Source organism: Bacillus thuringiensis, from assembly GCF_001595725.1.
GTDB classification, from domain to species: Bacteria; Bacillota; Bacilli; order Bacillales; family Bacillaceae_G; genus Bacillus_A; species Bacillus_A thuringiensis_K.
This window is the reverse complement of the sequence record NZ_CP014282.1, coordinates 1572792-1598105: the sequence shown is the minus strand read 5'-3', so window position 1 is coordinate 1598105 and position 25314 is coordinate 1572792. Positions and strand designations below refer to the sequence as shown.

Here is a 25314-nt window from a genome sequence, read left to right as displayed (position 1 = left end):
GATTAAATTAAAAAACTTCTAATAAACTATTTATTTCTATAGATTTTTTCTATAGTTAAAATAAAAAGGCGGCAATTCATAATGAATCTCTTAAAATTAGAAATTGTAGTACTTATTAAGAAATACAAAAAGCTTACAATCGTTGCAGAAAAACTTGGCGTTAAACAACCAACTATTACATTTCATATAAAAAGCTTAGAAGAAGAACTCGGTGTGTCTTTATTCGAATTACGTTCTGGAAGGTATTTCTTAACAGAGGCTGGTGAGGCTTTGCACCATTATGCTTGTAAAATAGATGCACTTATGAAAGAAGCTAGACGTGTCACGCAAGAGTTTAAAGATTTTCATAAAGGTGCTATAACAATCGGCGCTAGTTATGTACCAGCGACTTATCTTTTGCCAGAAGTCGTTCATCAATTTCAATGTGAATTTCCCAATATAAAAATAACACTACTAGTTAAAACAGCCCCTGAAATTCGAATGATGCTACAAAATCACGAAATCGATCTTGGGATAATTTCCGCTGCTCCATTTGATGAACCACTTTTAAAACAAACGAATATAATGCCCGATACACTTGTTCTTGCTTTTTCCAAAGAACATCATTTTTCAAAGAAAGACAATGTATCGTTACAAAATATCAAAAAGGAACGCATACTATTGCATCGTAATCCATCTACAACGAGAGACTTACTTACACAATGGACGTTAGCGCACAACATTACATTCCAATCAGAAATTGAATTAGACTCATTAGAAACGATGAAACAAATTTTAAAATATGGTAATGGAATTGCCTTGATTTCTAAACTGGCTATCGAACAAGAAATACAACGAAATGAGCTATGCTATATACCAATCCCTGAATTTGAATTTCAGCGTAATATTTATACGATTCATCATGAGGACAGATGGAATTCTAAAATCATTTCTTTTTTACTACAGAGCATCACTTCATTTGCAACAAAAAATTAAAAGGCTGTCGTTATGCACGACAGCCTTTTAAACTATAAATCTATTTATTTTTCTTTGCCTCAATTTTTGCTTGCGCCTCTTCAGCCTTATCTAATGCTTCTGATACTTTCTTCTCTTTTTCTTTCACTTCATCTATACTATCGACAGCTTTAATAATTTTATCGATTCCTTCTTCTTCTACCTTTCTACGCTTTGCCACTCTTTCATTTACTTTCTCTTCCACATCTTTTGCTTTTTGAAGCATATTCTCTGCATTTGATGTTACAGCTTTTTCAAGTGCATCGTCTTTTTTCATTTGTAACACTTCATTTGCAATGTCTTTCGCTTCTAAATACTTACCGTCTTTTAATGCTGTTGCTCCGTGATCCATTTTCTCGGCCATTTCTTTATATGATTTCGCTTCATTCCCGGACTTCTCTTTTTCTGCTTTTTCAAACCACATTGCTGCATCACTATATTTTTCATCTTTCAATGATTGCATACCTGTTTCAATATATGTGTCATAATTGCTACATCCAGCCATCACGACTAACAGAAAAAGCATAACAAAACTTAATTTTTTCATGCTGTTGTCTCCTTTTCTTTGCAAGCTCACTTTACTTTAACATACATGAAAAAGAGTTTCAAAAACTAAAATACTAATTTAGTCATTTTTATAATGATAAGTCAAATTTTTATTATTTTCTTATTTTTAAGCGGACACATCTACTTGTTTTTTCGCCATATGTTGCTTTACTCCAACTAATACAACTAACAATAAACCTCCGCCTATTGTCATCATAACAATGCTAGTTGGCAACATATCTAATAGTAGTCCATATACAATCATACCAAGTGGTGCGATTGCAGTCGCAATTGTTTCAAGTAGGCCAAACACACGCCCTAGGTAGCTCGGATCTGTCGTTTTTTGCATATGTACTTGCATTGGAATGTTTACAATCATAATTGCTATACCAGTTAACATCATAAAAGCAATATAGTAAATAAAACTTGCTACTTTTGGAATGATAACTAACAACGGAAAGACTGTACATAAACTTAAACCTGCAAACAAAAACAGTCCAGTATAAATAGAACGAAACGGATTATTCACTTCTTTACGTACTGATAACGCAATTGCACCAATTAACATCCCAACTGCTAACATTCCCTCTACAGTACCGAGTTGCTTTGAAGATAAATGCAATGTATGGACGATAATATATGGAAGTGCAACTGTTAGACCACACGCAAAAAAGTTTACCCACAATGCTATTTTTATTAAACCATATATTTCACGTTGTCTTTTTACATATGAAAACCCTTCTTTTATACTCGTCAAGAAATGCTCTGTACTCTCAGCCACTTCTTTTTTATATAAATCAAATACAATAAACAATTGCAAAATAACCGCTAAAAAGAACGTAATACTATTTAACAAAAAGAACGACTGAATTGAAAAGAAACCATATACAACTCCGCCAATAATCGGCCCTAAAATATTTGATAAAGAAGCCGCCGTTTGATTTAAAGCACTCGCTTTTTGAATACGTCCTTCATCTACTAAACTCGGAATAGACGAAGTTAATGCAACGGAATAAAAACTTGCACAAATTGATAATAATGCTGCTGAAATATAAATAAAAAGAAGTGATGGTCCAAATATAGTAGCAAGAATAAACATACTAAGCATCGTTAAACTACTTAATAAATCAGTACCAATGACAAGCCATTTTCGATTCACACGGTCTGCTACAGCACCAGCAATTGGGCCACAGATCATCCTTGGAATTGATCCGCAAACGAGCGTAATTGCAAACCCCATCCCTGAACCAGTAGTCTTTAATACATATAACCCCATTGCGAACGTATAAATACCTGAGCCTAATAAAGACGTCATTTTTCCAATCATCATTAAAATGATATTTCTAGTTGCAATCTTCATTCTTGAATCATGTTGTCCTATACTTATATCTCCCATTTTTGACTCTCTCCCCTTAAAAGTTAAATTGTGTTAAACTTATTATATAATCAACTTCCCAATTTTCACAACAAAAAGTTAAATACAATTAAACTTCTTAAATATAAAGGAGCAATAATATGGCAACTCTCGGTGAAAAAATTAAAGCATTACGAAAAGAAAAAAAGCTTACGCAAACAGCACTGGCAGGTTCGGAACTGACAAAAAGTATGCTTAGTCAAATTGAAAATGGAAAAGCTACACCTTCTATGAAAACATTACAATATATTGCGGAAAAACTTGAATGTGAAACGAGCTTTTTATTAGAAGAAGATGAAGAAGAAATTGTGGAACTCATTCAAAAAATGGAGCCATTAATAAAATCAAATAAATGCGATGAAGTTTACAAGACTTTACTACCTATCGTTCAAAAAGAACTACCCCTTACTTTAAATACAGCACGTTTATATAAACAGTTCTTAACTGGAGCGGCTATTATGAACGATTACAATATTGAATATTACGTTGAAACAGCTGTTTCTATATTTGAAAAATATACTTTGTATCGCGAAAGTACTGAAACGAAATTACTGTTTTACTATATGCTCTACAAACGGAAAAAATATAAAGAATGTTTACAGTTGATTACCAAAATTCGCGATGAATATAAAAGGAAGAATTTAGAAATGGATCTTATTACACATATACAATTATATTTAAAAGAAGCAATTATTTTACTCGCATATGGTAATTATGAAAAATGTGAAAAAATCATTTTAGATGCACTTGCATTTTCAAAAAAACATCAAGTGTATTATAAAACAGATGAATTTTACCGTATTTTATCTTATCAAAAAATCATTACAACCGATAAAGAACGATATTTATATTACATAAAAAAATCGGAGCAATTTGCCATTTTTACAGAAGATACTTTATCCGCTGCAAATATAGATATATTAAAAGCTTATTACTACAATACCGTTACAAATGAATATACAATTGCATTAGAACATTTAGAACAATTCCGAGAAAAACTAAAAGATGTACCGATTTTTCAAGACGATGGATTGTATTATCTTGAAAAAGGAAAATCTCTGTATGGTTTAAAACGTTACGAGGAAGCTTTGGAAACATTAAAACGTGCTAATATTCCAGATTATATGAGTCATCCACTTGATCAGTCATGGTTATTAACAGCTGGATCATATCGTGCCCTGTGTCATATAGAACTTCAAGATAAACCAGCTGCTCTGAAAGAAGCAAAAGAAGCAGTTCAAACGATAGATGGTTATCCTGATTCCATCTTCACTTCATTTATTAAAGAAACATTACAAATAATACAAAAACTTTAAGAATGTCTCTAAATGGTATATTATTCCTCTTTTTTAGCAAAGATAATAATGATGGGAGGAATATAAATGAATATACAACGTGCAATAGAGCTTTCTATGTCAGCAGAACAAGCCAATGTCAATTTTCAAGGCATGCCTGTTATGATTCAACACGTCGATGAAAGCAATGAAACCGCCCGCATATATGAAGTAAAAAACCCAGGACGCGAATTAACTGTTCCAGTTAATAGCTTAGAGGAAATATAAGAAATGCCACTTCTCTTTTGAAGTGGCATTTTTCTTATGAATCAAAAATACAACTATTATTTCTTCTAATTTTTTAAGATTATAATAAGAAAATGTAAAATTTATACTATAAACCTATATTTTGTGATAATGTATGATTTGGAAATAAATAAATCTTTATAGATGAATAATATAAAGTTTTTTTCATTTCCTACTCTATACATAAAGGAGGAATTGTATGAGCCTTTCTATATACGAAGGTTTAGGCATTATTTTTTTCGTAATCATTATGACTTACGCCCTTGCACACAAATATTTATGCTCAAAAAAATTACTTATTATTCTATTTCTCATTTGTAATGCTATTTATCTTATTTGGCGAACTTTTTATTCGTTACCAACTATTAATCTCATAAGTATTATCGCTGGTATTATATTGTTAATTACAGAATGGGCTGGTTACTTACAATCTATCGTTTTCAGCATTGTTTCATGGAAGCCATATAAACGGAAAGAAGTACCATTATCCACTTTCGAAAAACTGCCTACTGTCGACATATTTATTGCAACTTCCAATGAACCGATCGATTTGTTAAAACGTACTGTAGCTGCTTGTACGTTGATTTCTTATCCGAAAGAGTTACTAAACATTTATATTTGTGACGATGGGCGCCGTGAAAGTGTAAAGCAACTTGCGGCAGAGTTTTCTGTTCAGCACATAACTCGCACAGAAAATAAGCATGCAAAAGCTGGAAATTTAAATCATGCGATGCTTCATTCAAAAGGTGATATTATCGTAACAATGGATGCTGATATGATACCACGAGCTAACTTTTTAGAGCGAACGATTGGTTATTTTTCTAAAAATAATGTTGTATTCGTACAAGCACCACAAGTTTTTTATAATGCTGATCCTTTCCAATATAATTTGTTTTTTGAAGATAACATCGCCAATGAACAAGATTTCTTTATGCGCCAGTTAGAAGAAGGAAAAGATCGCTTTAATGCTACGATGTATGTTGGTAGTAACGCCCTATTTCGCCGCACCGCTCTTGAAGAAATTGGAGGATTTGCGACTGGAGTTATTACTGAAGATATGGCAACTGGTATGCTACTACAAGCTAACAAATGGGAAACTATATTTGTCAATGAAACACTTGCTGTTGGATTATCCCCAGAAACATTTAGTGATTTATTAAAACAGCGTGACCGCTGGTGTAGAGGGAATATTCAAGTCGTAAAAAAATGGAATCCTTTCACTATAAAAGGATTATCTTTTATGCAGCGTCTTTTATATGCAGATGGAATCCATTATTGGTTTTTCGGTGTTTATAAAATGATATTTTTACTAGCACCGCTATTATTTTTAATATTTGATATTTATAGTTTAGAAATTAATTTCATGCACTTATTCATGTTCTGGGCACCTGCTTTTTTAACATCACAGCTTATTTTCAAAGCTGTTTCTAATAAAAAACGAACAACTACGTGGAGTCATGTGTACGAAGTTGCTATGGCTCCTTATATGGGATTTGCTATTTTATCAGAAACTTTCTTACGTAAAAAATTTCAATTTCATGTGACAAGAAAAGGAGTTCAAAATAATACAAGGCATTTTTTATGGATTGCAAGCGTTCCTCATCTCATATTACTCATTTTAACAATTATTGCACTGATTCGTGCAACACTTATGTTCTTATATCCTGAGCAATATCATATTGAAAGAGAAAGTTTATATATTAATATTTTCTGGGTACTATACAACGGGATAGCTATTGTCACTTCACTATTTGTAGCATTTGAAAGACCGCGTTTTCGAAATTCAGAACGTTTCGTAGTAAATTTACCAGGTACTTTATATGCCGAAGATATGATCATTTCTTGCAATGTCCTTGATATTAGTGAAACGGGGGCACGTTTTGAATTAGATTCCTCCATTCCATTTGAAACTTTATCAAGTCTATCTTCCTATACGTTATCTTTTGGCGAGGTAAAAAAGATTCATAGTACAAAAAAATGGATTCAAAGACAAGAAAATTCTGTACAAGTTGGTGTATCATTTGATGATGTATCCCATGAGCAATATTGTAAACTCATTCTTCATTTATTTAGTAAACCGGTTAATGACCGGGTGGAAAAGGTGTACGATAAAGCATTTCTTACACTAGCAATTGCATCTTTCATAAAAAACACAAAAAAAGCACCAAGACAATTTCGCAGACAACATATACGTGAGCAACTGATGTCTCCTGGAACATTGCATATGAATGGGATGCCGATTGAAGCGACTATTATCGACTATAGTACAGGTGGATGCCAAGTACAAACGAACATCCCACTTGTTATTGACCAAATTATACAAGTAACAATGGAGGAACGTAATATTCAAAAGAGAAATGCACAAGTGTGTTGGATTCAAAAAAAAGGTCGTAAAATATATGCTGGATTAAAATTCACAGCGTAAAAAAAGAAAAGAAGCGTAGTGCTTCTTTTCTTTTTTTTACATGCTAAAATACTTATTAAAAGGGGGAAATTTATATGGAAAATGCTTCACAAAAGGCGAGTCATTATTATGCGGTGATATTCACTTCTAATTTATCAAATGATACAACTGACTATAATACCGTTGCCGAAGAAATGGAGGAACTCGCAAAGCAACAACCTGGATTTTTAGGTGTAGAAAGTGCACGAGGTAATTCTGGGCTCGGAATAACAATTTCTTATTGGGAATCACTTGATGCAATTGAAAATTGGAAAAAGAACGCCTTACATAAAGAAGCGAAAAAAAGAGGTCGTGAGCAATGGTATGAAAACTTCCACCTGCGTATTTGCCTTGTTGAGAAAGAATTTAAGTCTCAAAGAGGCACAATATAACTATGAAGGAAAAATTAGCTCTCGTTATTGTTCATGAAATATATGGTGTGAACGACCATATGCATCACGTTGCCCAGCACTTTACTTCATCTCATATAGACGTATTCTGTCCTAATCTTCTACACTTACAACATGCATTTCATTATCGTGATGAAGAAAAGGCATATGAACATTTTGTAAATCATATTGGATTTGATTATGGAAAAAAGCAAATTGAAGAATTCATTTCTCATCTTTCTAGTAGTTATACACATATTGGACTTATCGGCTTTAGTGTTGGAGCTACCATCTCATGGCTATGTAGTAACAATCCGAAAATAAATTTTATTATCGGATGTTACGGTTCTCGTATACGCGACTATGTTCACATAAAGCCTACATGCGCTACACTACTTATATTCCCTGAAAAAGAAGCTAGTTTTTCAGTATCCTCTTTCATTCACACATTGCAGCAACAAAATAATCCTTTATTAGAAATAAAACAACTACACGGTGAACATGGATTTCTAAATCCGTATACTAAAAAATATAACGGACACTCTACAAAACAAGCATATAATGTAATAGATTCATTTCTTGTAAAAAACACTCTTATAAAGGAGATGTAAATGACACTTACATTACTCTTACTTATTTTCATATTCATTGCCTTTTTCTCAGTGCTAACTATCATTTTTATAACCGTAAAAAAAGGGAGATTTTTCAACCGCCCCTACTTACAATCTATTATCGTTTGCATTTTATTTTTTACTAATTGGATCTTATATGTAACAACTTTTTATTCGCTACTCCCCGAGAAAGTTAGTGAGTTCCTATTCCTACCCATTTGGTTTTTCCTTTGTATTTTAGGTTTTATAACTTTCTGGCGCGAATGGGAAAATAATCGTGTATTCTCAATATGTATTGGTTTTCTTTCCTTGACTAGTTTTTTATTTGGGTTATTGTTGTTAGTTCTTTCCGGGATGTAATAGAAGAAGGAAGAAAAGCCAACGTTCAACTTTTCTTCCTTCTATGTTTACCTTTAGTTTTCACTGTCACTGATTCACAAGGTGTATAATATATTTGAGGTGTCGCCTTATCAACAAACATCATAAACGTAACGAAACCGATAATAAAGAAAATAAACAACGTTAACAAAATTGCTCCTATCGTTAAAAGTATCATAACACCACCCCTATATTTTTCATGTTATTACACTTTTCGCTATTATATGAGCGTAATCCTTTTTAGAAAAGGAAACGTAACAAAATAATCACAACCACTCCCGTTAATACTGTACCTAATAAACTACGAGTATATATCGCTACAAGAAATGTTGGAATTGCTGCAATAAGATAATCCCACTGCATCGTCTCATGCATAAATAAAACTTGTGCTAAAAGTGCTGCTAATATCGCAATTGGTATGTAATTTAACCATTTTAAACCCCAGTCTGGAATTTGTAGTTTACTAAATACGAGTAGAGGTAAAATACGTGGCACGAGTGTAACAGCTCCTGCTGCTAGTAAAAGTAATAATACATCTAATCTCATTTCCATTTTTCAATCACCACTCCAATCGTCGCAGCTAGTAATGTTGCGATAATAACTGCTATACTATCTGGCATAAATAGGTGTGAAACGTATGCGATAATAATCGCTACAATTGCAACACTTAAATGAATTGCTAGCTTTGGTTTACTACTTATGAGCTGAAGTACAAATAATCCGATAAACATCGCTGGTAATGCATAATCCATCCCGTATGTATGTGGATCTGGTATCCACTCACCAAATAGCCCACCAATAATAGTAGCAAGTATCCAATTTAAATACGCTGTTACGTTAAGCCCAATCATCCATCTTTCACCTAAATATCCTTTTTGCGCTGCATGCTGCACTGCAACGCCGAAAGTTTCATCTGTAATTTGCGAACCGATTAGTAAGTTTTTAAATAGAGGAATTTTCGTAAAGTACGGTGCAAGTGCAGCACTCATAAGAAGGTGGCGCAAGTTAACAAAAAATACAGTAAAAATAATTGCGGAAGCAGGAGCACCGGCTGCATACATACCAGCTAATATAAATTGGGCAGAACCTGCATAAATTAAAGTGGACATAAATGCAATTTCAATGATAGAAAAACCTGCTGTTTTTGCAATTACACCAGCTGCTATACCGATGCTCAAGTAACCAAATACAGTTGGTAAACAATCTTTTACTCCTTGCTGAAATGTATCATCGCTCTGCAAAGCTACATGTGCCTGAGCTTTACTCATCCTTATCATCCTCCATTCCTTCTAAAGTTCGTTTTCCTGTTACGACATGAACTAGATCTATATTTTCACGCCATAACGTATCTAACTTATCAGCTCCAAATTCCTTCGTAATTTCTTCAACCATAATATCGTGCCGCACATACTCTGTAGCAACGAGAACTAGCGCTGGGTCATACGTTGTAACGGCCCATGAAGTGCTATCATTTGAGAATTTCGCAATTAATACTTCCTCTCCATCACGAGCAATAACAGTTAAATGACCACCCATTCTCTTTTCAACAACGTGGGGCGTCATATAATTATGGTGAAATGTCGCTCCTATTTTTGTTTCTGGAGCTCCAAATAAGATTGAAAATATATGTACGCCTTCCTCTTCCTTTTGATGAATGTATGGTTCAATTTCATGCACTTGATCTTCCCATAAAGAAACCCATAACTCTTCCTTAGCTCTACTAATTATATTGCATATTTCTTTCAAAACACGATCATTTGAACGAATATGCGAAATTACATCTATTTGTCTCTCTTGTTCTAAACAATTTAATTTCTGGTCTAAAAACTCAAAGGACTTTTCAAAGTCTTTTCGCATTCGATTCATTAATTCGGTAGCTGGTACTGGTACATATTTAACTGGTTCAGAAGGTACAATATGCACCGCTCCTTTATCCATTAACTTACCGAGTACCTCGTAAATCATAGAACGAGGTACTCCTGTTTGTTTACTCACTTCATAGCCTGTTACTGGGGAATGTTTTAGTAGTCCAATATACGCTTTACATTCATATTGGGAAAATCCTAACTTTTGTAATTCCTTTATAATTTCATCCATCGGTAACCCCTCACAATCTAAATCGCCCTTACTTCAAAACGACGATTTTGCTTCCCTTTACTTTTTACTTTATCAATAACAAGTGTTCCTATTTCACTCGTATTTTTCACATGTGTGCCTCCACAAGCTTGTTCGTCTAAATTTTCAATTGTAACAATGCGGATTTCTTGGATGGTAGTTGGCAGGAGATTTATTGCTGTTTTAATCATTCCTACAGCATTTTCTGCTTCTTCGCGGCTCATATAACGAGTGGAAATTTCTTTATTTTGCTTAATAAGTTTATTCACTTCCTCAACAATTTCTTCTACTTCCACGCTCGATAACTCTTGTAACTCATTAAAATCGATACGTGCTTTATCAGGATAAATTTGATTTCCGGTGCATAGAGCTCCATACTTTTCATAAACAACAGCTCCGATAAGATGCAGTAAAGAGTGATGACGCATTAAATTATGACGTCTTTCCCAATTTATCTCTAATTTAACTGGACCTAACTTTACTTGTGCTTCGTCTTTTATATAGTGAACTATTTCTCCTTGCTCCTTCTTTACTTTTTCAACTTCAAATACAGACCCATTTTGTACAATGACACCCGTATCACATTCCTGTCCTCCACCAGTTGGATAGAAAATTGTTTCTTTTACAAATACTTTATTCCCTTCTACTCTTATCACTTCTGTTTCGCAACTCGTTTTGTATGCATCTTCTAAATATAATGCCGTTGCCATACTCTCACCTCTTTAGTAGTTATAGTTATACCTACTAATATAAAAAAGAAGCTCCGTAAAGTCAATTGATAATTCTGAAATTTAAAATTAATAAAAGACTCCTTTATTAGGAGTCCACTATCTCAATATTTCATTCGCTTCTTTTTCATAAATTTTATCAAATGACGTCATAACACGCTGTGATGCTTGAATCATCTTTTGATCTGTCATAAGATCGGCCATCTCTTTCGTCATATCTACATTTGAATTTTTCTAGCATATGATTTTTTACTATTCCTGTTCCGTTCGGTAAATTAGCAATGTTTCCTTCTGCTAGTGTAAAGCTTTTGTTTTCACGTTGCACGAGACGTGCATTCGTTTCTGCATCTACTGTGTTTTTGTTTGTAACTGTGCAATTACTATTCTCTTAATATCTGGTTTTTGCAAAGTTCCATCGTTAACTTCTCTATAAATTTCTCCATTATTAGATACGAAGAATTCAACATTTTCTGGAATACGAATACGCTCATTATTAACATCCATCACATAAGCACCTGAAGATGTTTGTAAATAACGATCACTATTTAATGTGAAACTACCATCTCTCGTTAAAAACGTTTCATCATTTTTAGAAGTAACGAAAAATGATGTTGTGCCGGCCGCGCCGTCATCTAAAAAGAAATCTGTAGCGCTATTTGTCATTTGTATATTTCCTTGTACTAAATTCACATGCGTTGCAGCTGGTACTACAGCGTAATCGACCGAACCGATATTTGTTACCGCCCCATCTCCGCGGCGATATGTGTCTTGTACATCAAATACTTTAGACGTCATATTTTCTGCTTTAAATCCTGTCGTTTGAGCATTTGCAACGTTATTCGAATGAACATTAATGCGCTGCATGTAATTCATCATGCCCATAGAACCTATATAAAGACCGTTCATATTCGTTTGAATAAGGCAAGCGCCTTATTCTTCACCTCTTTTCTACGATGTTTGTAACATTTGTTTTGCTAAATGTTCAGCTGTAGCGATATGTATATTTTTCTTTATGTCTTGGCCATCTGTCATTAATACAATAGGAGCTGATGATACTGCTGGAATTTTCAACAATTCGCCACTACTTGCTGTTTCATCAAATTTCGTAAACACAATACCATCTATATGAATATCTTTAAAGTTTGTAATGATTTCAATCATATCTTTACTTTTCATAGAAGCTGATAACGTTAAACAAATATAATCTGGTTCTACTTGTCCCATCGTTTCAATCATTTCTTCCACTGTTTCTGACGTACGGTAATTTTTTCCGGCTGTATCAATTAAAATATAATCGACGCGTGCTTCTTCTTTAAAATACGTAAGCGCTCTTGTCATTGCAGCTTCATCACGCACAGCAATTACTTCAGATCCAATTGTCTTTACGTTATCTTGCAATTGCTGCACTGTCCCTATGCGCGAATGATCGGTCGTTATAAAACCAACTGTTTTTTTCTTACCGTGAAATTGCCATGCCATTTTCGCAAGTGTCGTCGTTTTACCAACGCCAGTTGGACCTATTAATGCAATTGTTTGTACTTCTTTTTCAAAGACGTTTTCCGTATTAAAATGAGATTTCATATCTTCCAATATGTACCTGATAACTTCTTCTTCCGTAATCATCGTTGCATTTTCAAACTTTATTTTTAACTTTTCAGCATATGCATGAATGAAATATTGTTCCACATCGTTTTGTTCTAGCATCCGAATTACTTTTTGAATAATAAACGGTACAGATTCTTGATTTTCTTTCTTTGGAGCTACTTCTTCTTTCTTTACTGGAACGACTTGTTTCACAACTTTTTTCTTTTTCGTTACTTCCGTTTCTTTCATCGGTTTCACAACGACGATTCCTTTTTCAAACAGCTTTAATAGTTTCTCTTTTTTTCTTGCCCATTCTTCACTATTTCCTGTTTGCATCGCCGCGTATGACATAGAAGTCGTTACGTTTTCTAAATTGTGCAGTACTGATTGAATTCCATTCGCCTTCACAATTTGTTCTGAAGGATCATTCACAACATCCATTAACTGTTCATGAAATTGAGCTGTACCTTCATTCACTTCTTCCTGTTTTTCTTCTGGAAAAGCAACTAACATTTCATAATCCTTTTTCCAAAAAAACGGTATATTTCGTTTTACACTTTCATCGACAACATAATAATAATCTGTACCATATTGGTCAAATAATTTTCGATACAATTCATTTTTCGAAGCTGCTTTTATTCGCATTAACGCTTCTTTCTTTTCTGTACTTTCCATTACTTCACCCCCTACTATTCAATATAGGCAATTTGATCCACAACAATTTCTGGTGCTAATTCGCTAATACAAAGTACTTGTGCTTCCACTTGATAACGTTCTAGCAGTCTTACAATCGCAAATCTAAAATCTTTTCTACGTGTTAATAACACTGGTTCTCTTCCCATTAAACGTGCTTGTTTAAAGACGCGCTGCACTTGCTCAACGACACGTGTTTCTAAATCTAAATCCCAGTTTAATAAGTAACCTTGATATGAATTATTCACAACATCAGCATCTAACTCAATTGAATCAGAGAAGAGCGCTGCATATATTTTTCCGTCTGGATTTTTCGCATTTTCACAAATAACTTTTGAAATACATTCACGAACAAATGATGTTACACCATCCACGTGGTTTTGATAAATTTCTTTGCCGTCAATAATACCTTCAATAATTGTTGGTAAATCACGAATAGAAATACCTTCTTTTAGAAGTTGTTTAATAACATTTTGAACGAGTGATAAATCAATTTCTTTTTTCTTAATCTCTTCTAATAGAACGCCATTATCATTTTCAAGCGAGTTAATTAAGTCTTTTACATGTTGGCGCTGAATTAATTCATGAAGATTACGTCTAACGACAACATCTAAATGTGTAATTAATATGCTAAGTGGCTCTAACACTTGATAGCCTTTCATTTGTGCATCTTGCACCATATGCTCTAAAATCCAATATCCATCTTCACCGAAAATTGGATCTTTCGCTGGCTCTGCATCTAAATCAGCCATTACGTTTGGTGTTTTCAGTGCTAATAAATAACCTGATTTTAAAACACCTTCAGCCGCCTTCGCACCTTTAATTCGAATAATGTAACGTCCGCGTGGTCTAAAACTCGTATTATCTTTAAAGTTAATTCCAGGAACGTTAATACCAAGGTCAGTAATAATTGACTTCCTCATAAGAACAACTTTATCACGCGCTGTTTCCCCGTTAATTTTTTGCTTTACAAGTGCTGCTAAATCTAAACCGAGTTCTACTATAATTGGATATTTATCCGTAAATACTCCAAATGAATCTTCTACTTGTTGCAGTTGTTCATCTTCGCCTTGAATCATTTCTATTTCTTTTTGAAGCTCGTCTTCTTTTTCTTTCTTTATTCGATTTTTATTACGAATGCCTAAGAAGATAATTGTTCCGCCAACGAGTGCGAATGGTAGAAACGGTAGCGGAGTAAAAATACCCATTGCGATAAATAAACCACCGAGCGCATATACAACGACTTCATGCGCTAATAACTCTTTAAAGATACCTTCTGTTACTGTATCCGGTGAACCGTCAAATACACGAGTTACGATAATACCAGTTGAAATCGCAAGCATAAGCGATCCAATTTGGTTTACGATTCCGTCCCCGACAGTTAGCTGCGTGTAATGAAGAGCCGCTTCACCAAAGCTCATGCCTTGCTGCATCATGCCGACAATTAAGCCAAAAATAATGTTTACGAATAAAATGACAATCCCGAAAATAACGTCCCCTTTAATGAACTTTCCGGCACCATCCATCGCCCCATAAAACTCTGTTTCCATATTTAATTTTTTTCGTTTTGCTTGTGCATCTTTTTCTGAAATAATACGCTGGTTTAAATCAGCATCGATAGACATTTGTTTCCCTGGTAAAGAATCAAGTGTAAAACGAGCTGCTACTTCAGCTGTACGAGACGCACCGTTTGCAACAATAAACTGGAATATGATTAATACTGTAAAAATAACGATACCAATTAATAAGTTTCCGCCAATTACGAACTGGCCGAACTCTTCAATAACATGACCTGCATTTCCATCTGTCAAAATCGCTCGCGTCGTCGAAACGTTAATCGATACGCGGAAAATCCCGATTAATAACAACATCGTTGGAAATGACTTTAATTCATCCCACTCGTTAATACTTGTCGCTCGCATATAAATAAGCACTGACATACTTAGTAGAAAAACGATAATGATATCAAGTATAAATGGTGGAAGTGGAATTAAGAGCGCCACTACGAATGACGCTGCTAAAAAGATAGAAAAATAGGTTCTTGCAGACTCTATCTTAAACAAAGAGATCTCCTCCAAACGCGCTATTATACTTCAAGTTCGTTCGTCTGAATTAAATAGCGCATAACTTCAATTACAGCTACGTATAAATCTTCTGGAATCGTCTCATCTTCCTCGACTTGATAATATAAAGAACGAGCAAGCGGACGGTTTTCCACCATTGGTATTTCTTGTTCACGGGCAAGCGTTCGTATATATAACGCGAGCTCATCTTCCCCTTTTGCAACGACAATTGGTGCTGCATCAACGTGTTTATTGTAACGAAGTACGACCGAAATATGAGTCGGGTTGTTTACAATAAACGTTGCGCCATCCATCTTCTTCGCAATTGTTCCTTGCAAGATTGCATGCATAAAGTTTTTTCGTTTCCCTTTTACTTGCGGGTCCCCTTCATTATCTTTATGCTCTTGTTTCACTTCTTCTTTTTTCATCTTAATATCTTGCTCGTACTCCCATTTTTGATAAATGAAATCAATAATAGAAAGAACGATTAAAATAATTAAAATTGCTAAGAAAATAAATTTAATTTGCCTAATAATTTCAGTAAGTGACGCAGTCCAGTTAAATCCAATCATGCTCACGATTTTCTCTAAATTCTTTTTAAAAAGAACGTAAGCGACGTAACCGATTAATCCCATATAAAACAGTGATTTCAAAATATCTACTAAACTTTTACGACTAAACATTCTCGTGAAATAGTTTTTCGGATTAATACGTGATGCTTTCGGTTTAATGACTTTAGAAGAAAATAGGAACCCGACTTGAATCATATAATTGAATAAATGAAAAGCGTATACGAGTATTAATATCGGAGCCGATACTTTCAGTAATAAAATCCCCATTAAATAAAAATACTCGGTTGAATCTGTATTTTTTCCAATTTGATCAAACAGCACCGCTACGGAATTCGCAATCTCATACCCTAGCCAATCTCCGAAGAAATAAACGACAACTGCTAATACGAGAATGGAAAATAAATTATTTAAATCTTTACTCCGGGCAATATTCCCTTCTTCACGCGATTTTTTACGCTTCTGCGGGGTGGCCTTTTCTGTTTTATTATCCTTTGCCATGCGCGTCCCCCTACTTCGTTAAGAAAAAGTTAAATAGTTTCGTATACTCTTCAAGTAATACATCCGTCATATTTTTAAACACATAACCGAGCATCGGTACACTCATCGCAATAAACAAAATACCGCACGTAATTTTAATTACGTATGCATTCATAAAAACGTTTAATTGCGGAGCGTTTTTTGCAATTAAAATTAGAACAAAGTTAATGATGAATAAACTTCCCATAAGCGGAAGAGCAATTTCAACCGCTGATGTGATCGCAAATAATAGCGTTGCGAGTAGACTATCTAAAAAACTAGTCGTCAGCAATTTTGAAATCGCCTCTGTATATTGAAACGACTTTAAAATCGTGGCAACGAAATAATTAATGCCGCCAAGTGAAATAAAAATAATGAGGAAGAACATATCAAAAAGTGTTGAAAGTAAAGTAGACTGTGATCCTGCATTCACATCAAACAAACTCGCCTGTGATAAACCGATATCAAAGTCTAAAATATGTCCAGCCATTTTCGGAATGTTCCACAGCATTTCTACAATTTTTGAAAGAGATAATCCAATGACAATTTGCGTCGCTGCATAAGCAGCTACATCCCAAACCGTCTTTATATGAGAAACATCAACTTGATCGGCAACTGTAATCGACAGACCGAGCCCAAATGTAACCTTCGCCATAGCTGGAATAGATCGTCCTGAGAAAAACGGTAAAAAATATAAAAATGAAGTAATGCGGCAAAACGCAAAAAACGTCGCCGCCCATAATTCCATATTCATTTCAGTTCACCTATCTTAGTACGAACGCAATAGCGATGGGATTTTATCAAATAAATCTAAAATAAGCGTCGTTAACTCTTGGAACATCCACGGACCTAAAATGATAATAACGAGGACAATACTCGCCATTTTCGGTAAAAACGTCAGCGTTTGCTCTTGAATTTGCATCATCGCCATAATGACAGCGATGATAATAACGACAATCATACTTACGCCGGCAACCGGCATTAAAATCATAACCCCTTTATAAAAAAAGGTTTGAAAAATATCTATAATTGGTGACGTATTCATTTATATGACTCCTATCACATAGCATCAAACGCTTCAGGCGACCGTTTTAAACATAATGTCGACGATTTTTGTATATCCACCTAAATATACGAAAACGAGTATTTTAAACGGTAAACTTAAAATCATCGGCGGTACCATCATCATCCCGAGGTACATTAAAAGTGTACTAATAATCAAATCTATAAATACAAACGCTAAATAAATGAACATCCCTGTTAGTAAACCTTTTTGAATTTGCGTTAACGTAAAGGATGGTACGAGCGTAAATAGTGAAAGATCTTTCAAATCTTTCGGCAACTCTTCTCCGCGTACTTTCAGCATCATTTTTAAATCATGCTTATACGTATGCTTTGACATATATTCTTTCATAATAGGAGCTGTCGTTTCCGCAGCTTGACTTACTGTTATTTTCTCTTTCGTCATCGGATCCCACACATCACTCTTCAGTTGCCCGAGTACAGGCTGCATCGTAAAGAGTGATAAAAATAATGCAAGTCCAACAAGCACTTGGTTTGGTGGTAAATTCATTACCCCAAGTCCTTGACGTGTAATCCCTAGAACGATCATAAAATAAGTAAAATGTGTAAATAATAGAACGATAGAAGAAGATAATGATAAAAGGGTAACGAGCGCAAATAGTTGTACACTTGAATTACTCGTAAACTCTTTTCCATTTTCGAAATTAATAAAACCGTTCGGGGCTGCATACGCTGGATTTACAAAAATAATTGAAAAAACGATAGAAAATACGAAAATAACGGCTAATAATGATAACTGTTTCTTTATTCTCATGATGGATCCTCTACTTTTTTCGTTTCACTCTTCACCGCGTCTTCTAGTGCTTGTTGAAACTGATTTCCTGTTCCGGTTAATTGCACAGACTGCACACCGTTATTACTAATAACAGTGAACACTTGCTTTCCGTCCACTTCAAATAAAAAGGCACTCGTTTGATGATTTAAATACACACCGTCTTTTACTTGAATATGGCCATTTTCACCCTGCTTAAAAAACTGCTGTTTGCGCGTCTTTTTCGTCATATAATATGCACCGTAGCCGAGCGCACCAAACAGTAAAACGACTTGAAATAAGGTCGTCATATACGACATATGACTCCTCCTCTACTCTTTATCTTGCATTTGACTTTGCGCTTTCATAAGCGCCGCTTGTTTCTTATCAGCTTCAATTTCAGAAATGATAATACCGAATTTCTCGTCCATTACGATTGCTTCACCGATGCCGACTTTCATATTACTTAAATACACATCTACTTTATGTCCTAAGTTTTTCTCTACTTCCAGAACATCGCCAACTTTTAACTGCTTTACATCACCAAGTGTAATAGATGACTTTCCAAGCTTTACACCAAGTTCAATCGAAATATCTGAAACAGTATCGATATGTGCTTTACCTGCTTCATTTCGCTTTCCTGCAAAATCTTCTAATCCCATTAATGACACGGGAGATACTTCATGCTTCATATGGATCCTCCTACTCTACAAAACTTTTAAATAGGAGCGCCTTACGCGTTCCATCTTTTCCAATAAAACAATTAAATTTATGCTTTCCATCTACATAACCAAGTAATTCATCCGAAACTTTCGTATGAAGCGGAATAATATCGCCTTCTTCAATTTGTTCAATCTCACTCATTGTCATTTTCTGCTCACCAATTGCAACGTGAACAGGTTTGTACACTTGATTTACTTTCATTTCCACTTCAGACGTATACTTTTTACGCTTGTCTGAAGAATGTTCGACAATATTTTCAGACGTTAACTTATCCATAATTTCTTCAACAGATAAGAATGGAATTCCGATACGCACCGTCGTATTCCAAAAATCTGTTTTCATATTTACGTTAAGTAATGAAATGATATCGCTCGCTGTCGTAATCTTTAATGCATTCGGATCTGTTTCCGTCGTTACAAATTTCGGTTCAATCGCAACAACACTTTCAAATGATTGCTCTAAATTTTTACAAAGAAGCAAGAATATATTATCAAGCGTTAAAAACTCAAACGCTGTTAACGGTCTGCGCATCGTAAAGTTACGCTTACTATCTCCGCCAAGCCAACATTCATGAATATAAATAACGAATGCTAAATCAATCTCAATAACAATTTCTCCAAGCTCTGGTAAACCGAGATCAATTACGCAATATAAATAATAATCTTTCGGCATTTTCTCCACATATTCACTCGTAAATGGAACTTGCTCAACTGTTGAAGGTTCTAGTTCAATTGGAATACGCATACGCGCTGATAACGTCTGTGACGTCTGCTTTCCAAACGTAGAAGCAATCGCTTGCAAACTACGTAAATGCTCAACACCGAACTTCTCTGGTCTATTAAAATCATACTCTTGAAATTTCTCTTGCTTTCCTGCTTCTTGTGCGAAAGCTGGCATTTCCTCGCCTTCATTTACCGCCTTCAGCAGGGCATCAATTTGCTCTTGGCTTAATTTTTCGCCACTCATGACAATCCCCTCCCTACCTTTTCAATTCAACGATTTCAACGTACATCTTTCCATTCTTCGTCAAAATCTTTCCGGTTCCAATCTCTTCATTCTCAAGCATAAGACGCACCGTATTTTTCGTTGAATTTTCAAGACGATACAATGTACCTTTCGTAATATGAAGCAGATCTTCAATTTTCTTTTTCGTATTTCCGATTTCAAAATAAATTGTTAACGGAATATCATCTTGTAATTTCAAATCTAGCCAACTCCCATATCATGTTCACGAAAATTTCATGTTCTCTCTATATATGAAACTTCTTATTTTGAAACGTCGATATTTAATATTTTTTTAATATATCCTTGCGTTTCTTTAAATGGCGGTACGCCTCCGTACTTTCTCACATTGCCAGGACCAGCATTATAAGAAGCAAGTGCCAATACTAAGTCGCCGTTATTTTTCTTTAAATAACCGCTTAACTCTTTCACGCCACCTTCAATACTTTCAGCTGGTGAAAAGGGATTCTTCACACCCATCTCCTTCACATTCGCTGGCATAAGCTGCATAAGACCCATCGCACCTGCATGTGACACCGTTTTCGGATTAAAATTAGACTCTACTTCAATCATTTTTTGAATTAACGTTTTCGGAATTCCATATGTACGACTTACACGATCAATAATATCCTCATACTTCCCTTCATTGGAAGAACGTATTTTTTGAATATTATACTTCTTCGTTAATCCCCACGTATCAGCAGCCTCATTTTTCGTTTCTGGGAAACGTCGTTCAAACTCTTTTTGCGCAACTTGCACTTCATCTGCTTTCTTCGTTTCACCCTTTTCTTCGGGCTTACTCGCTTCATCTACTTTATTAATAGATTGTTCCGGCTTATTAACAACCGTTTCTATTTTCGTAGATTGTACCGGCTGACTCATATCTTCTACTTTTGCCGGTTGCGTAGTAGCCTTCGTCTCCTTCACAGGTTCACTCTGCAACTTTTCTTGAAAACGACTACTAACAAATGCTTGTGGACTACTTAGCTTTTGCTGAATTTGTCCTTTTTTATATGCAAGCACTTCTTTTACTATATTTCCAACTAACATAATATCACCTTTTCGGTAAACAAAGATAATCTAATATTAGAGTTTTTTTTTAAAGTTTGCAATAATCCTTTTGATAATATTGTAATAAAAAAATGAACAAATAGGAAATTATCATTTTTTTATATTCATTAATTACAATTATTCGTTGACACGATATACACCAAGGATTACAATTAATCTCGAAATTGATTTTTTTGCATATTTACGTTTAACAATTAACAGAAAAATCAATATAAAAAAATGGGGGTTCTTAACATGAGAATTAATACAAATATTAATAGCATGCGTACTCAAGAGTACATGCGACAAAACCAAGACAAAATGAACACTTCTATGAACCGTTTATCTAGCGGTAAATCAATCAACAGTGCCGCTGACGATGCAGCTGGCTTAGCTATCGCTACTCGTATGCGTGCGAAAGAAGGCGGATTAAACGTTGGAGCACGTAACACACAAGACGCTATGTCTGCTTTACGCACTGGTGACGCTGCATTAGGTTCAGTTTCAAACATCTTACTTCGTATGCGTGATCTTGCAACACAAGCATCAAGCGGTACTAACAACGATAAAGATATCAAATCTATGAACAAAGAGTATCAAGCATTAGCACAAGAAATTAATCATATTGCTGACAAAACAAATTTCAATGGTAATGCATTTTTAGGTGGTACTGGTGGGAAGGATATCACAATTCAACTTTCTGATGCTTCAAGTGATACAATGACAATCAAAGCTATTCAAACAAAGTCTATAACAACTGATAAGTTAGCAGTTGGAACTGATCCCGATGATGCAGTTAAGAATTTAACTGCTACAACTGCAGCAACTGAAATCACAGCTCTTGACACTGCTATTCAAGAAATTGCTGACGCTAGAGCAACTTTCGGTTCTCAATTAAACCGTTTAGACCATAACTTAAACAACGTAACGAGCCAAGCTACTAATATGGCAGCTTCTGCTTCTCAAATTGAAGATGCTGATATGGCAAAAGAAATGTCTAACATGACAAAATTCAAAATTTTAAACGAAGCAGGCATCAGCATGCTTTCTCAAGCTAACCAAACTCCACAAATGGTTTCTAAATTATTACAATAAGCCATTTGATTATATAAATCTCTTTGTCTACAAAGAGATTTATATATAACTAAAAACTCAAGATAACAATGGAGGTTCTTAACATGAGAATTAATACAAATATTAATAGTATGCGTACTCAAGAGTACATGCGACAAAACCAAGACAAAATGAATACATCTATGAACCGTTTATCTAGCGGTAAATCAATCAACAGTGCCGCTGACGATGCAGCTGGCTTAGCTATCGCTACTCGTATGCGTGCAAAAGAAGGCGGATTAAACGTTGGAGCACGTAACACACAAGACGCTATGTCTGCTTTACGCACTGGTGACGCTGCATTAGGTTCAGTTTCAAACATCTTACTTCGTATGCGTGATCTTGCAACACAAGCATCAAGCGGTACTAACAACGATAAAGATATTGCATCTATGGACAAAGAGTATCAAGCATTAGCACAAGAAATTAATCATATTGCTGACAAAACAAATTTCAATGGTAACGCATTTTTAAATAAAGGCACTAATCCTGGTGAAGGTAAAGATATCACGATTCAACTTTCTGATGCTTCAAGTGATACAATGACAATCGCAGCTATCGAAACAAAGAAATTAACAACTGATACTCTAGCAATAGCAACTGATGGAACAAAGAAATTAGATGCTACAACTGCAGCAGGTGAAATCACAAAACTTGACAATGCTATTCAAAATATTGCTGACGCTAGAGCAACTTTCGGTTCTCAATTAAACCGTTTAGACCATAACTTAAACAACGTAACGAGCCAAGCTACTAATATGGCAGCTTCTGCTTCTCAAATTGAAGATGCTGATATGGCAAAAGAAATGTCTAACATGACAAAATTCAAAATTTTAAACGAAGCAGGCATCAGCATGCTTTCTCAAGCTAACCAAACTCCACAAATGGTTTCTAAATTATTACAATAAGCCATTTGAACATATACTCTCTGTAGTATATAAAGAGTTTTCTTTTAAATAATTAAAAATTAATGGGGGTTCTTAACATGAGAATTAATACAAACATTAACAGCATGCGTACTCAAGAGTACATGCGACAAAACCAAGACAAAATGAACACTTCTATGAACCGTTTATCTAGCGGTAAATCAATCAACAGTGCAGCTGACGATGCAGCTGGCTTAGCTATCGCTACTCGTATGCGTGCGAAAGAAGGCGGATTAAACGTTGGAGCACGTAACACACAAGACGCTATGTCTGCTTTACGCACTGGTGACGCTGCATTAGGTTCAGTTTCAAACATCTTACTTCGTATGCGTGATCTTGCAACACAAGCATCAAGCGGTACTAACAACGATAAAGATATCGCATCTATGGACAAAGAGTATCAAGCATTAGCACAAGAAATTGATCATATTGCTGACAAAACAAATTTCAATGGTAATGCATTTTTAAATAAAGGTACTGATGGTAAAGATATCACGATTCAACTTTCTGATGCTTCAAGTGATACAATGACAATCGCAGCTATTGAAACAAAGAAATTAACAACCGCTACTTTAGCAGTAGGAACAGGTAAGGCTTTAGATGCTACAACTGCAGCAGATGAAATCACAAAACTTGACGATGCTATTCAAAATATTGCTGACGCTAGAGCAACTTTCGGTTCTCAATTAAACCGTTTAGACCATAACTTAAACAACGTAACGAGCCAAGCTACTAATATGGCAGCTTCTGCTTCTCAAATTGAAGATGCTGATATGGCAAAAGAAATGTCTAACATGACAAAATTCAAAATTTTAAACGAAGCAGGCATCAGCATGCTTTCTCAAGCTAACCAAACTCCACAAATGGTTTCTAAATTATTACAATAAGCCATTTGAATTAATTTCATGAATAAACCTCTCTGCTTGCGGAGAGGTTTATTTTTTCTATATAGATAGATTATTTATAAAACTTTCTTTTTTATGTGGAAGAGAGCATCTGCGGTGCATAGAAGCGGTCAATGCTTATCTTGATTCCCTCTTATGTTAAAACACAAACAGTAAATAAGCATAAGCCCCTCTATCCTTCCATAACTGTTTATTAGATTAAACTATACTAACTATATCAATCTATAAGGAGTGTCTATTATGCGTATTGGTACGAATGTTTTAAGTATGAATGCTAGGCAGTCGTTGTATGAGAATGAGAAACGTATGAATGTTGCAATGGAGCATTTGGCGACTGGTATGGTAAGAAGTTAAACCACGCTTCGGATAATCCCGCTAATGTTGCAATTGTGACTCGTATGTATGCGAGAGCAAGTGGTATGCGCGTGGCGATTCGTAATAATGAGGATGCGATATCGATGCTTCGCACGGCAGAAGCTGCTCTTCAAACTGTGACGAATATTTTGCAGCGTATGTTTGATTTAGCTGTTCAATCTGCTAATGGTACAAATTCAAATAAAAATCGTGATTTACTGAGCAAAGAGTTTCAGTCTTTAATAGAACAAAGTGGCTATATTGGCGAGATGACTGAGTTTAATGATTTATCCGTATTTGACGGTCAAAACCGTCCTATTACATTAGACGATATCGGTCATACAATGAATATGACGAAACATATTCCCCCTTCCACTACACAACATGACATCAAGATTTCAACAGAACAAGAAGCAAGAACGGCTATCCGTAAAATTGAAGAGGCTTTACAAAATGTATCACTTCATCGCGCTGATCTTGGAGCTATGATAAATCGTTTACAGTTCAATATTGAAAATTTAAATAATCAAAGTATGGCGTTAACAGATGCTGCATCTCTAATTGAAGATGCAGACATGGCACAGGAGATGAGTGATTTTTTAAAGTTCAAATTATTGACTGAAGTTGCACTTAGTATGGTTTCACAAGCGAACCAAATTCCGCAAATGGTCTCTAAACTACTACAATCATAAAAATTAATCTTCCTTCTTTGGAACGATTCCATACAAAATAAAAGGGAAATACATATAAACTATGTATCTCCCTTTTATTTTGTACCCAAA

At 34.9% G+C, this 25314-nt stretch carries 28 protein-coding genes and 2 pseudogenes; 11 read left to right on the top strand and 19 right to left on the bottom strand.

Going from position 1 to position 25314, the window contains the following annotated elements; translation table 11 throughout:
- Positions 1-81 precede the first annotated feature (81 nt).
- The gene (locus AXW78_RS08170; RefSeq protein ID WP_001050614.1) at positions 82-975 is read left to right on the top strand and encodes a LysR family transcriptional regulator; all 894 of its coding nucleotides are present in this window, start codon (positions 82-84) and stop codon (positions 973-975) included.
- Between the two features lie 40 nt (positions 976-1015).
- Here the strand turns inward: AXW78_RS08170 and AXW78_RS08165 are convergent, their stop codons facing one another.
- Entirely contained in the window at positions 1016-1540 is a 525-nt protein-coding gene (locus tag AXW78_RS08165) for a COG3014 family protein (RefSeq protein WP_000736424.1), read from the bottom strand.
- Positions 1541-1666: 126 nt separating this feature from the next.
- Complete coding sequence (locus tag AXW78_RS08160) at positions 1667-2935, bottom strand: MFS transporter (RefSeq protein WP_061883976.1); 1269 nt, start codon at positions 2933-2935, stop codon at positions 1667-1669.
- Between the two features lie 119 nt (positions 2936-3054).
- On the opposite strand from AXW78_RS08160, the gene AXW78_RS08155 reads away from it, so the two are divergent.
- From AXW78_RS08155 to AXW78_RS31880, 6 genes are all read left to right on the top strand, one after another.
- Positions 3055-4269 carry a helix-turn-helix domain-containing protein gene (locus AXW78_RS08155; protein ID WP_061883975.1) on the top strand — a complete coding sequence of 405 codons (1215 nt, stop codon included), beginning with the start codon at positions 3055-3057 and terminating at the stop codon, positions 4267-4269.
- 66 nt (positions 4270-4335) lie between these two features.
- Positions 4336-4515, top strand: coding sequence for an H-type small acid-soluble spore protein (locus tag AXW78_RS08150; RefSeq protein WP_001025731.1), 180 nt, complete (start codon positions 4336-4338; stop codon positions 4513-4515).
- A 217-nt stretch (positions 4516-4732) separates the two neighbouring features.
- A complete protein-coding gene (locus tag AXW78_RS08145) occupies positions 4733-6958 on the top strand; it encodes a glycosyltransferase (protein WP_061883974.1) in 2226 nt (741 codons plus the stop codon).
- 74 nt (positions 6959-7032) lie between these two features.
- A complete protein-coding gene (locus AXW78_RS08140) occupies positions 7033-7368 on the top strand; it encodes an antibiotic biosynthesis monooxygenase family protein (protein ID WP_000426498.1) in 336 nt (111 codons plus the stop codon).
- A 2-nt stretch (positions 7369-7370) separates the two neighbouring features.
- Positions 7371-7976, top strand: coding sequence for a dienelactone hydrolase family protein (locus AXW78_RS08135; RefSeq protein ID WP_061883973.1), 606 nt, complete (start codon positions 7371-7373; stop codon positions 7974-7976).
- Positions 7977-8336, top strand: a complete 360-nt coding sequence (locus AXW78_RS31880; protein WP_081113919.1) for a hypothetical protein — start codon at positions 7977-7979, stop codon at positions 8334-8336. It begins immediately after the preceding gene.
- Between the two features lie 25 nt (positions 8337-8361).
- Here AXW78_RS31880 and AXW78_RS08130 read toward each other — a convergent pair whose 3' ends face one another.
- From AXW78_RS08130 to AXW78_RS08050, 17 genes and pseudogenes are all read right to left on the bottom strand, one after another.
- Positions 8362-8532 (bottom strand): DUF3951 domain-containing protein, encoded by a 171-nt coding sequence (locus AXW78_RS08130; protein ID WP_000602244.1) that lies wholly within the window; start codon positions 8530-8532, stop codon positions 8362-8364.
- A 62-nt stretch (positions 8533-8594) separates the two neighbouring features.
- The gene (locus AXW78_RS08125; protein WP_061883972.1) at positions 8595-8906 is read right to left on the bottom strand and encodes an AzlD domain-containing protein; all 312 of its coding nucleotides are present in this window, start codon (positions 8904-8906) and stop codon (positions 8595-8597) included.
- Entirely contained in the window at positions 8897-9622 is a 726-nt protein-coding gene (locus AXW78_RS08120) for an AzlC family ABC transporter permease (protein WP_061883971.1), read from the bottom strand. The genes AXW78_RS08125 and AXW78_RS08120 overlap by 10 nt, the downstream gene beginning before the upstream one ends.
- On the bottom strand, positions 9615-10451 hold the full coding sequence (locus AXW78_RS08115; RefSeq protein ID WP_061883970.1) for a TrmB family transcriptional regulator: 837 nt from the start codon (positions 10449-10451) through the stop codon (positions 9615-9617). Before AXW78_RS08115 ends, AXW78_RS08120 begins: the two co-directional genes overlap by 8 nt.
- 17 nt (positions 10452-10468) lie before the next feature.
- A complete protein-coding gene (locus tag AXW78_RS08110) occupies positions 10469-11179 on the bottom strand; it encodes an alanyl-tRNA editing protein (RefSeq protein WP_061883969.1) in 711 nt (236 codons plus the stop codon).
- Between the two features lie 117 nt (positions 11180-11296).
- A pseudogene (locus tag AXW78_RS08105) lies at positions 11297-12103 on the bottom strand (flagellar basal-body rod protein FlgG).
- A 42-nt stretch (positions 12104-12145) separates the two neighbouring features.
- Positions 12146-13456 (bottom strand): flagellar biosynthesis GTPase FlhF, encoded by a 1311-nt coding sequence (flhF, locus tag AXW78_RS08100; RefSeq protein ID WP_000446169.1) that lies wholly within the window; start codon positions 13454-13456, stop codon positions 12146-12148.
- A 14-nt stretch (positions 13457-13470) separates the two neighbouring features.
- A complete protein-coding gene (gene flhA, locus AXW78_RS08095) occupies positions 13471-15537 on the bottom strand; it encodes a flagellar biosynthesis protein FlhA (RefSeq protein ID WP_000472589.1) in 2067 nt (688 codons plus the stop codon).
- A gap of 23 nt (positions 15538-15560) precedes the next feature.
- Positions 15561-16607 (bottom strand): flagellar type III secretion system protein FlhB, encoded by a 1047-nt coding sequence (flhB, locus tag AXW78_RS08090; protein ID WP_061883968.1) that lies wholly within the window; start codon positions 16605-16607, stop codon positions 15561-15563.
- A 10-nt stretch (positions 16608-16617) separates the two neighbouring features.
- Complete coding sequence (locus tag AXW78_RS08085; RefSeq protein WP_001055706.1) at positions 16618-17379, bottom strand: flagellar biosynthetic protein FliR; 762 nt, start codon at positions 17377-17379, stop codon at positions 16618-16620.
- Between the two features lie 15 nt (positions 17380-17394).
- Positions 17395-17670, bottom strand: a complete 276-nt coding sequence (locus AXW78_RS08080) for a flagellar biosynthetic protein FliQ (RefSeq protein WP_001098085.1) — start codon at positions 17668-17670, stop codon at positions 17395-17397.
- A 33-nt stretch (positions 17671-17703) separates the two neighbouring features.
- The gene (locus AXW78_RS08075) at positions 17704-18462 is read right to left on the bottom strand and encodes a flagellar type III secretion system pore protein FliP (RefSeq protein ID WP_001220582.1); all 759 of its coding nucleotides are present in this window, start codon (positions 18460-18462) and stop codon (positions 17704-17706) included.
- Positions 18459-18779 (bottom strand): hypothetical protein, encoded by a 321-nt coding sequence (locus tag AXW78_RS08070; RefSeq protein ID WP_000121176.1) that lies wholly within the window; start codon positions 18777-18779, stop codon positions 18459-18461. Before AXW78_RS08070 ends, AXW78_RS08075 begins: the two co-directional genes overlap by 4 nt.
- Positions 18780-18791: 12 nt before the next feature.
- On the bottom strand, positions 18792-19151 hold the full coding sequence (gene fliN / locus AXW78_RS08065; RefSeq protein WP_000680010.1) for a flagellar motor switch protein FliN: 360 nt from the start codon (positions 19149-19151) through the stop codon (positions 18792-18794).
- Between the two features lie 10 nt (positions 19152-19161).
- A complete protein-coding gene (gene fliM / locus AXW78_RS08060; protein ID WP_000012356.1) occupies positions 19162-20148 on the bottom strand; it encodes a flagellar motor switch protein FliM in 987 nt (328 codons plus the stop codon).
- Between the two features lie 13 nt (positions 20149-20161).
- The gene (locus tag AXW78_RS08055) at positions 20162-20386 is read right to left on the bottom strand and encodes a flagellar motor switch protein FliN (RefSeq protein WP_000775712.1); all 225 of its coding nucleotides are present in this window, start codon (positions 20384-20386) and stop codon (positions 20162-20164) included.
- A gap of 62 nt (positions 20387-20448) precedes the next feature.
- Positions 20449-21234 (bottom strand): lytic transglycosylase domain-containing protein, encoded by a 786-nt coding sequence (locus AXW78_RS08050; RefSeq protein ID WP_046945492.1) that lies wholly within the window; start codon positions 21232-21234, stop codon positions 20449-20451.
- Between the two features lie 255 nt (positions 21235-21489).
- Between AXW78_RS08050 and AXW78_RS08045 the strand changes: the two genes are divergently transcribed.
- From AXW78_RS08045 to AXW78_RS08030, 4 genes and pseudogenes are all read left to right on the top strand, one after another.
- Entirely contained in the window at positions 21490-22329 is an 840-nt protein-coding gene (locus AXW78_RS08045) for a flagellin N-terminal helical domain-containing protein (protein WP_061883967.1), read from the top strand.
- An 83-nt stretch (positions 22330-22412) separates the two neighbouring features.
- Positions 22413-23255 (top strand): flagellin N-terminal helical domain-containing protein, encoded by an 843-nt coding sequence (locus AXW78_RS08040; RefSeq protein WP_061883966.1) that lies wholly within the window; start codon positions 22413-22415, stop codon positions 23253-23255.
- A gap of 77 nt (positions 23256-23332) precedes the next feature.
- On the top strand, positions 23333-24160 hold the full coding sequence (locus tag AXW78_RS08035; RefSeq protein WP_061883965.1) for a flagellin N-terminal helical domain-containing protein: 828 nt from the start codon (positions 23333-23335) through the stop codon (positions 24158-24160).
- Positions 24161-24418: 258 nt separating this feature from the next.
- A pseudogene (locus tag AXW78_RS08030) lies at positions 24419-25224 on the top strand (flagellin).
- Positions 25225-25314 lie beyond the last annotated feature (90 nt).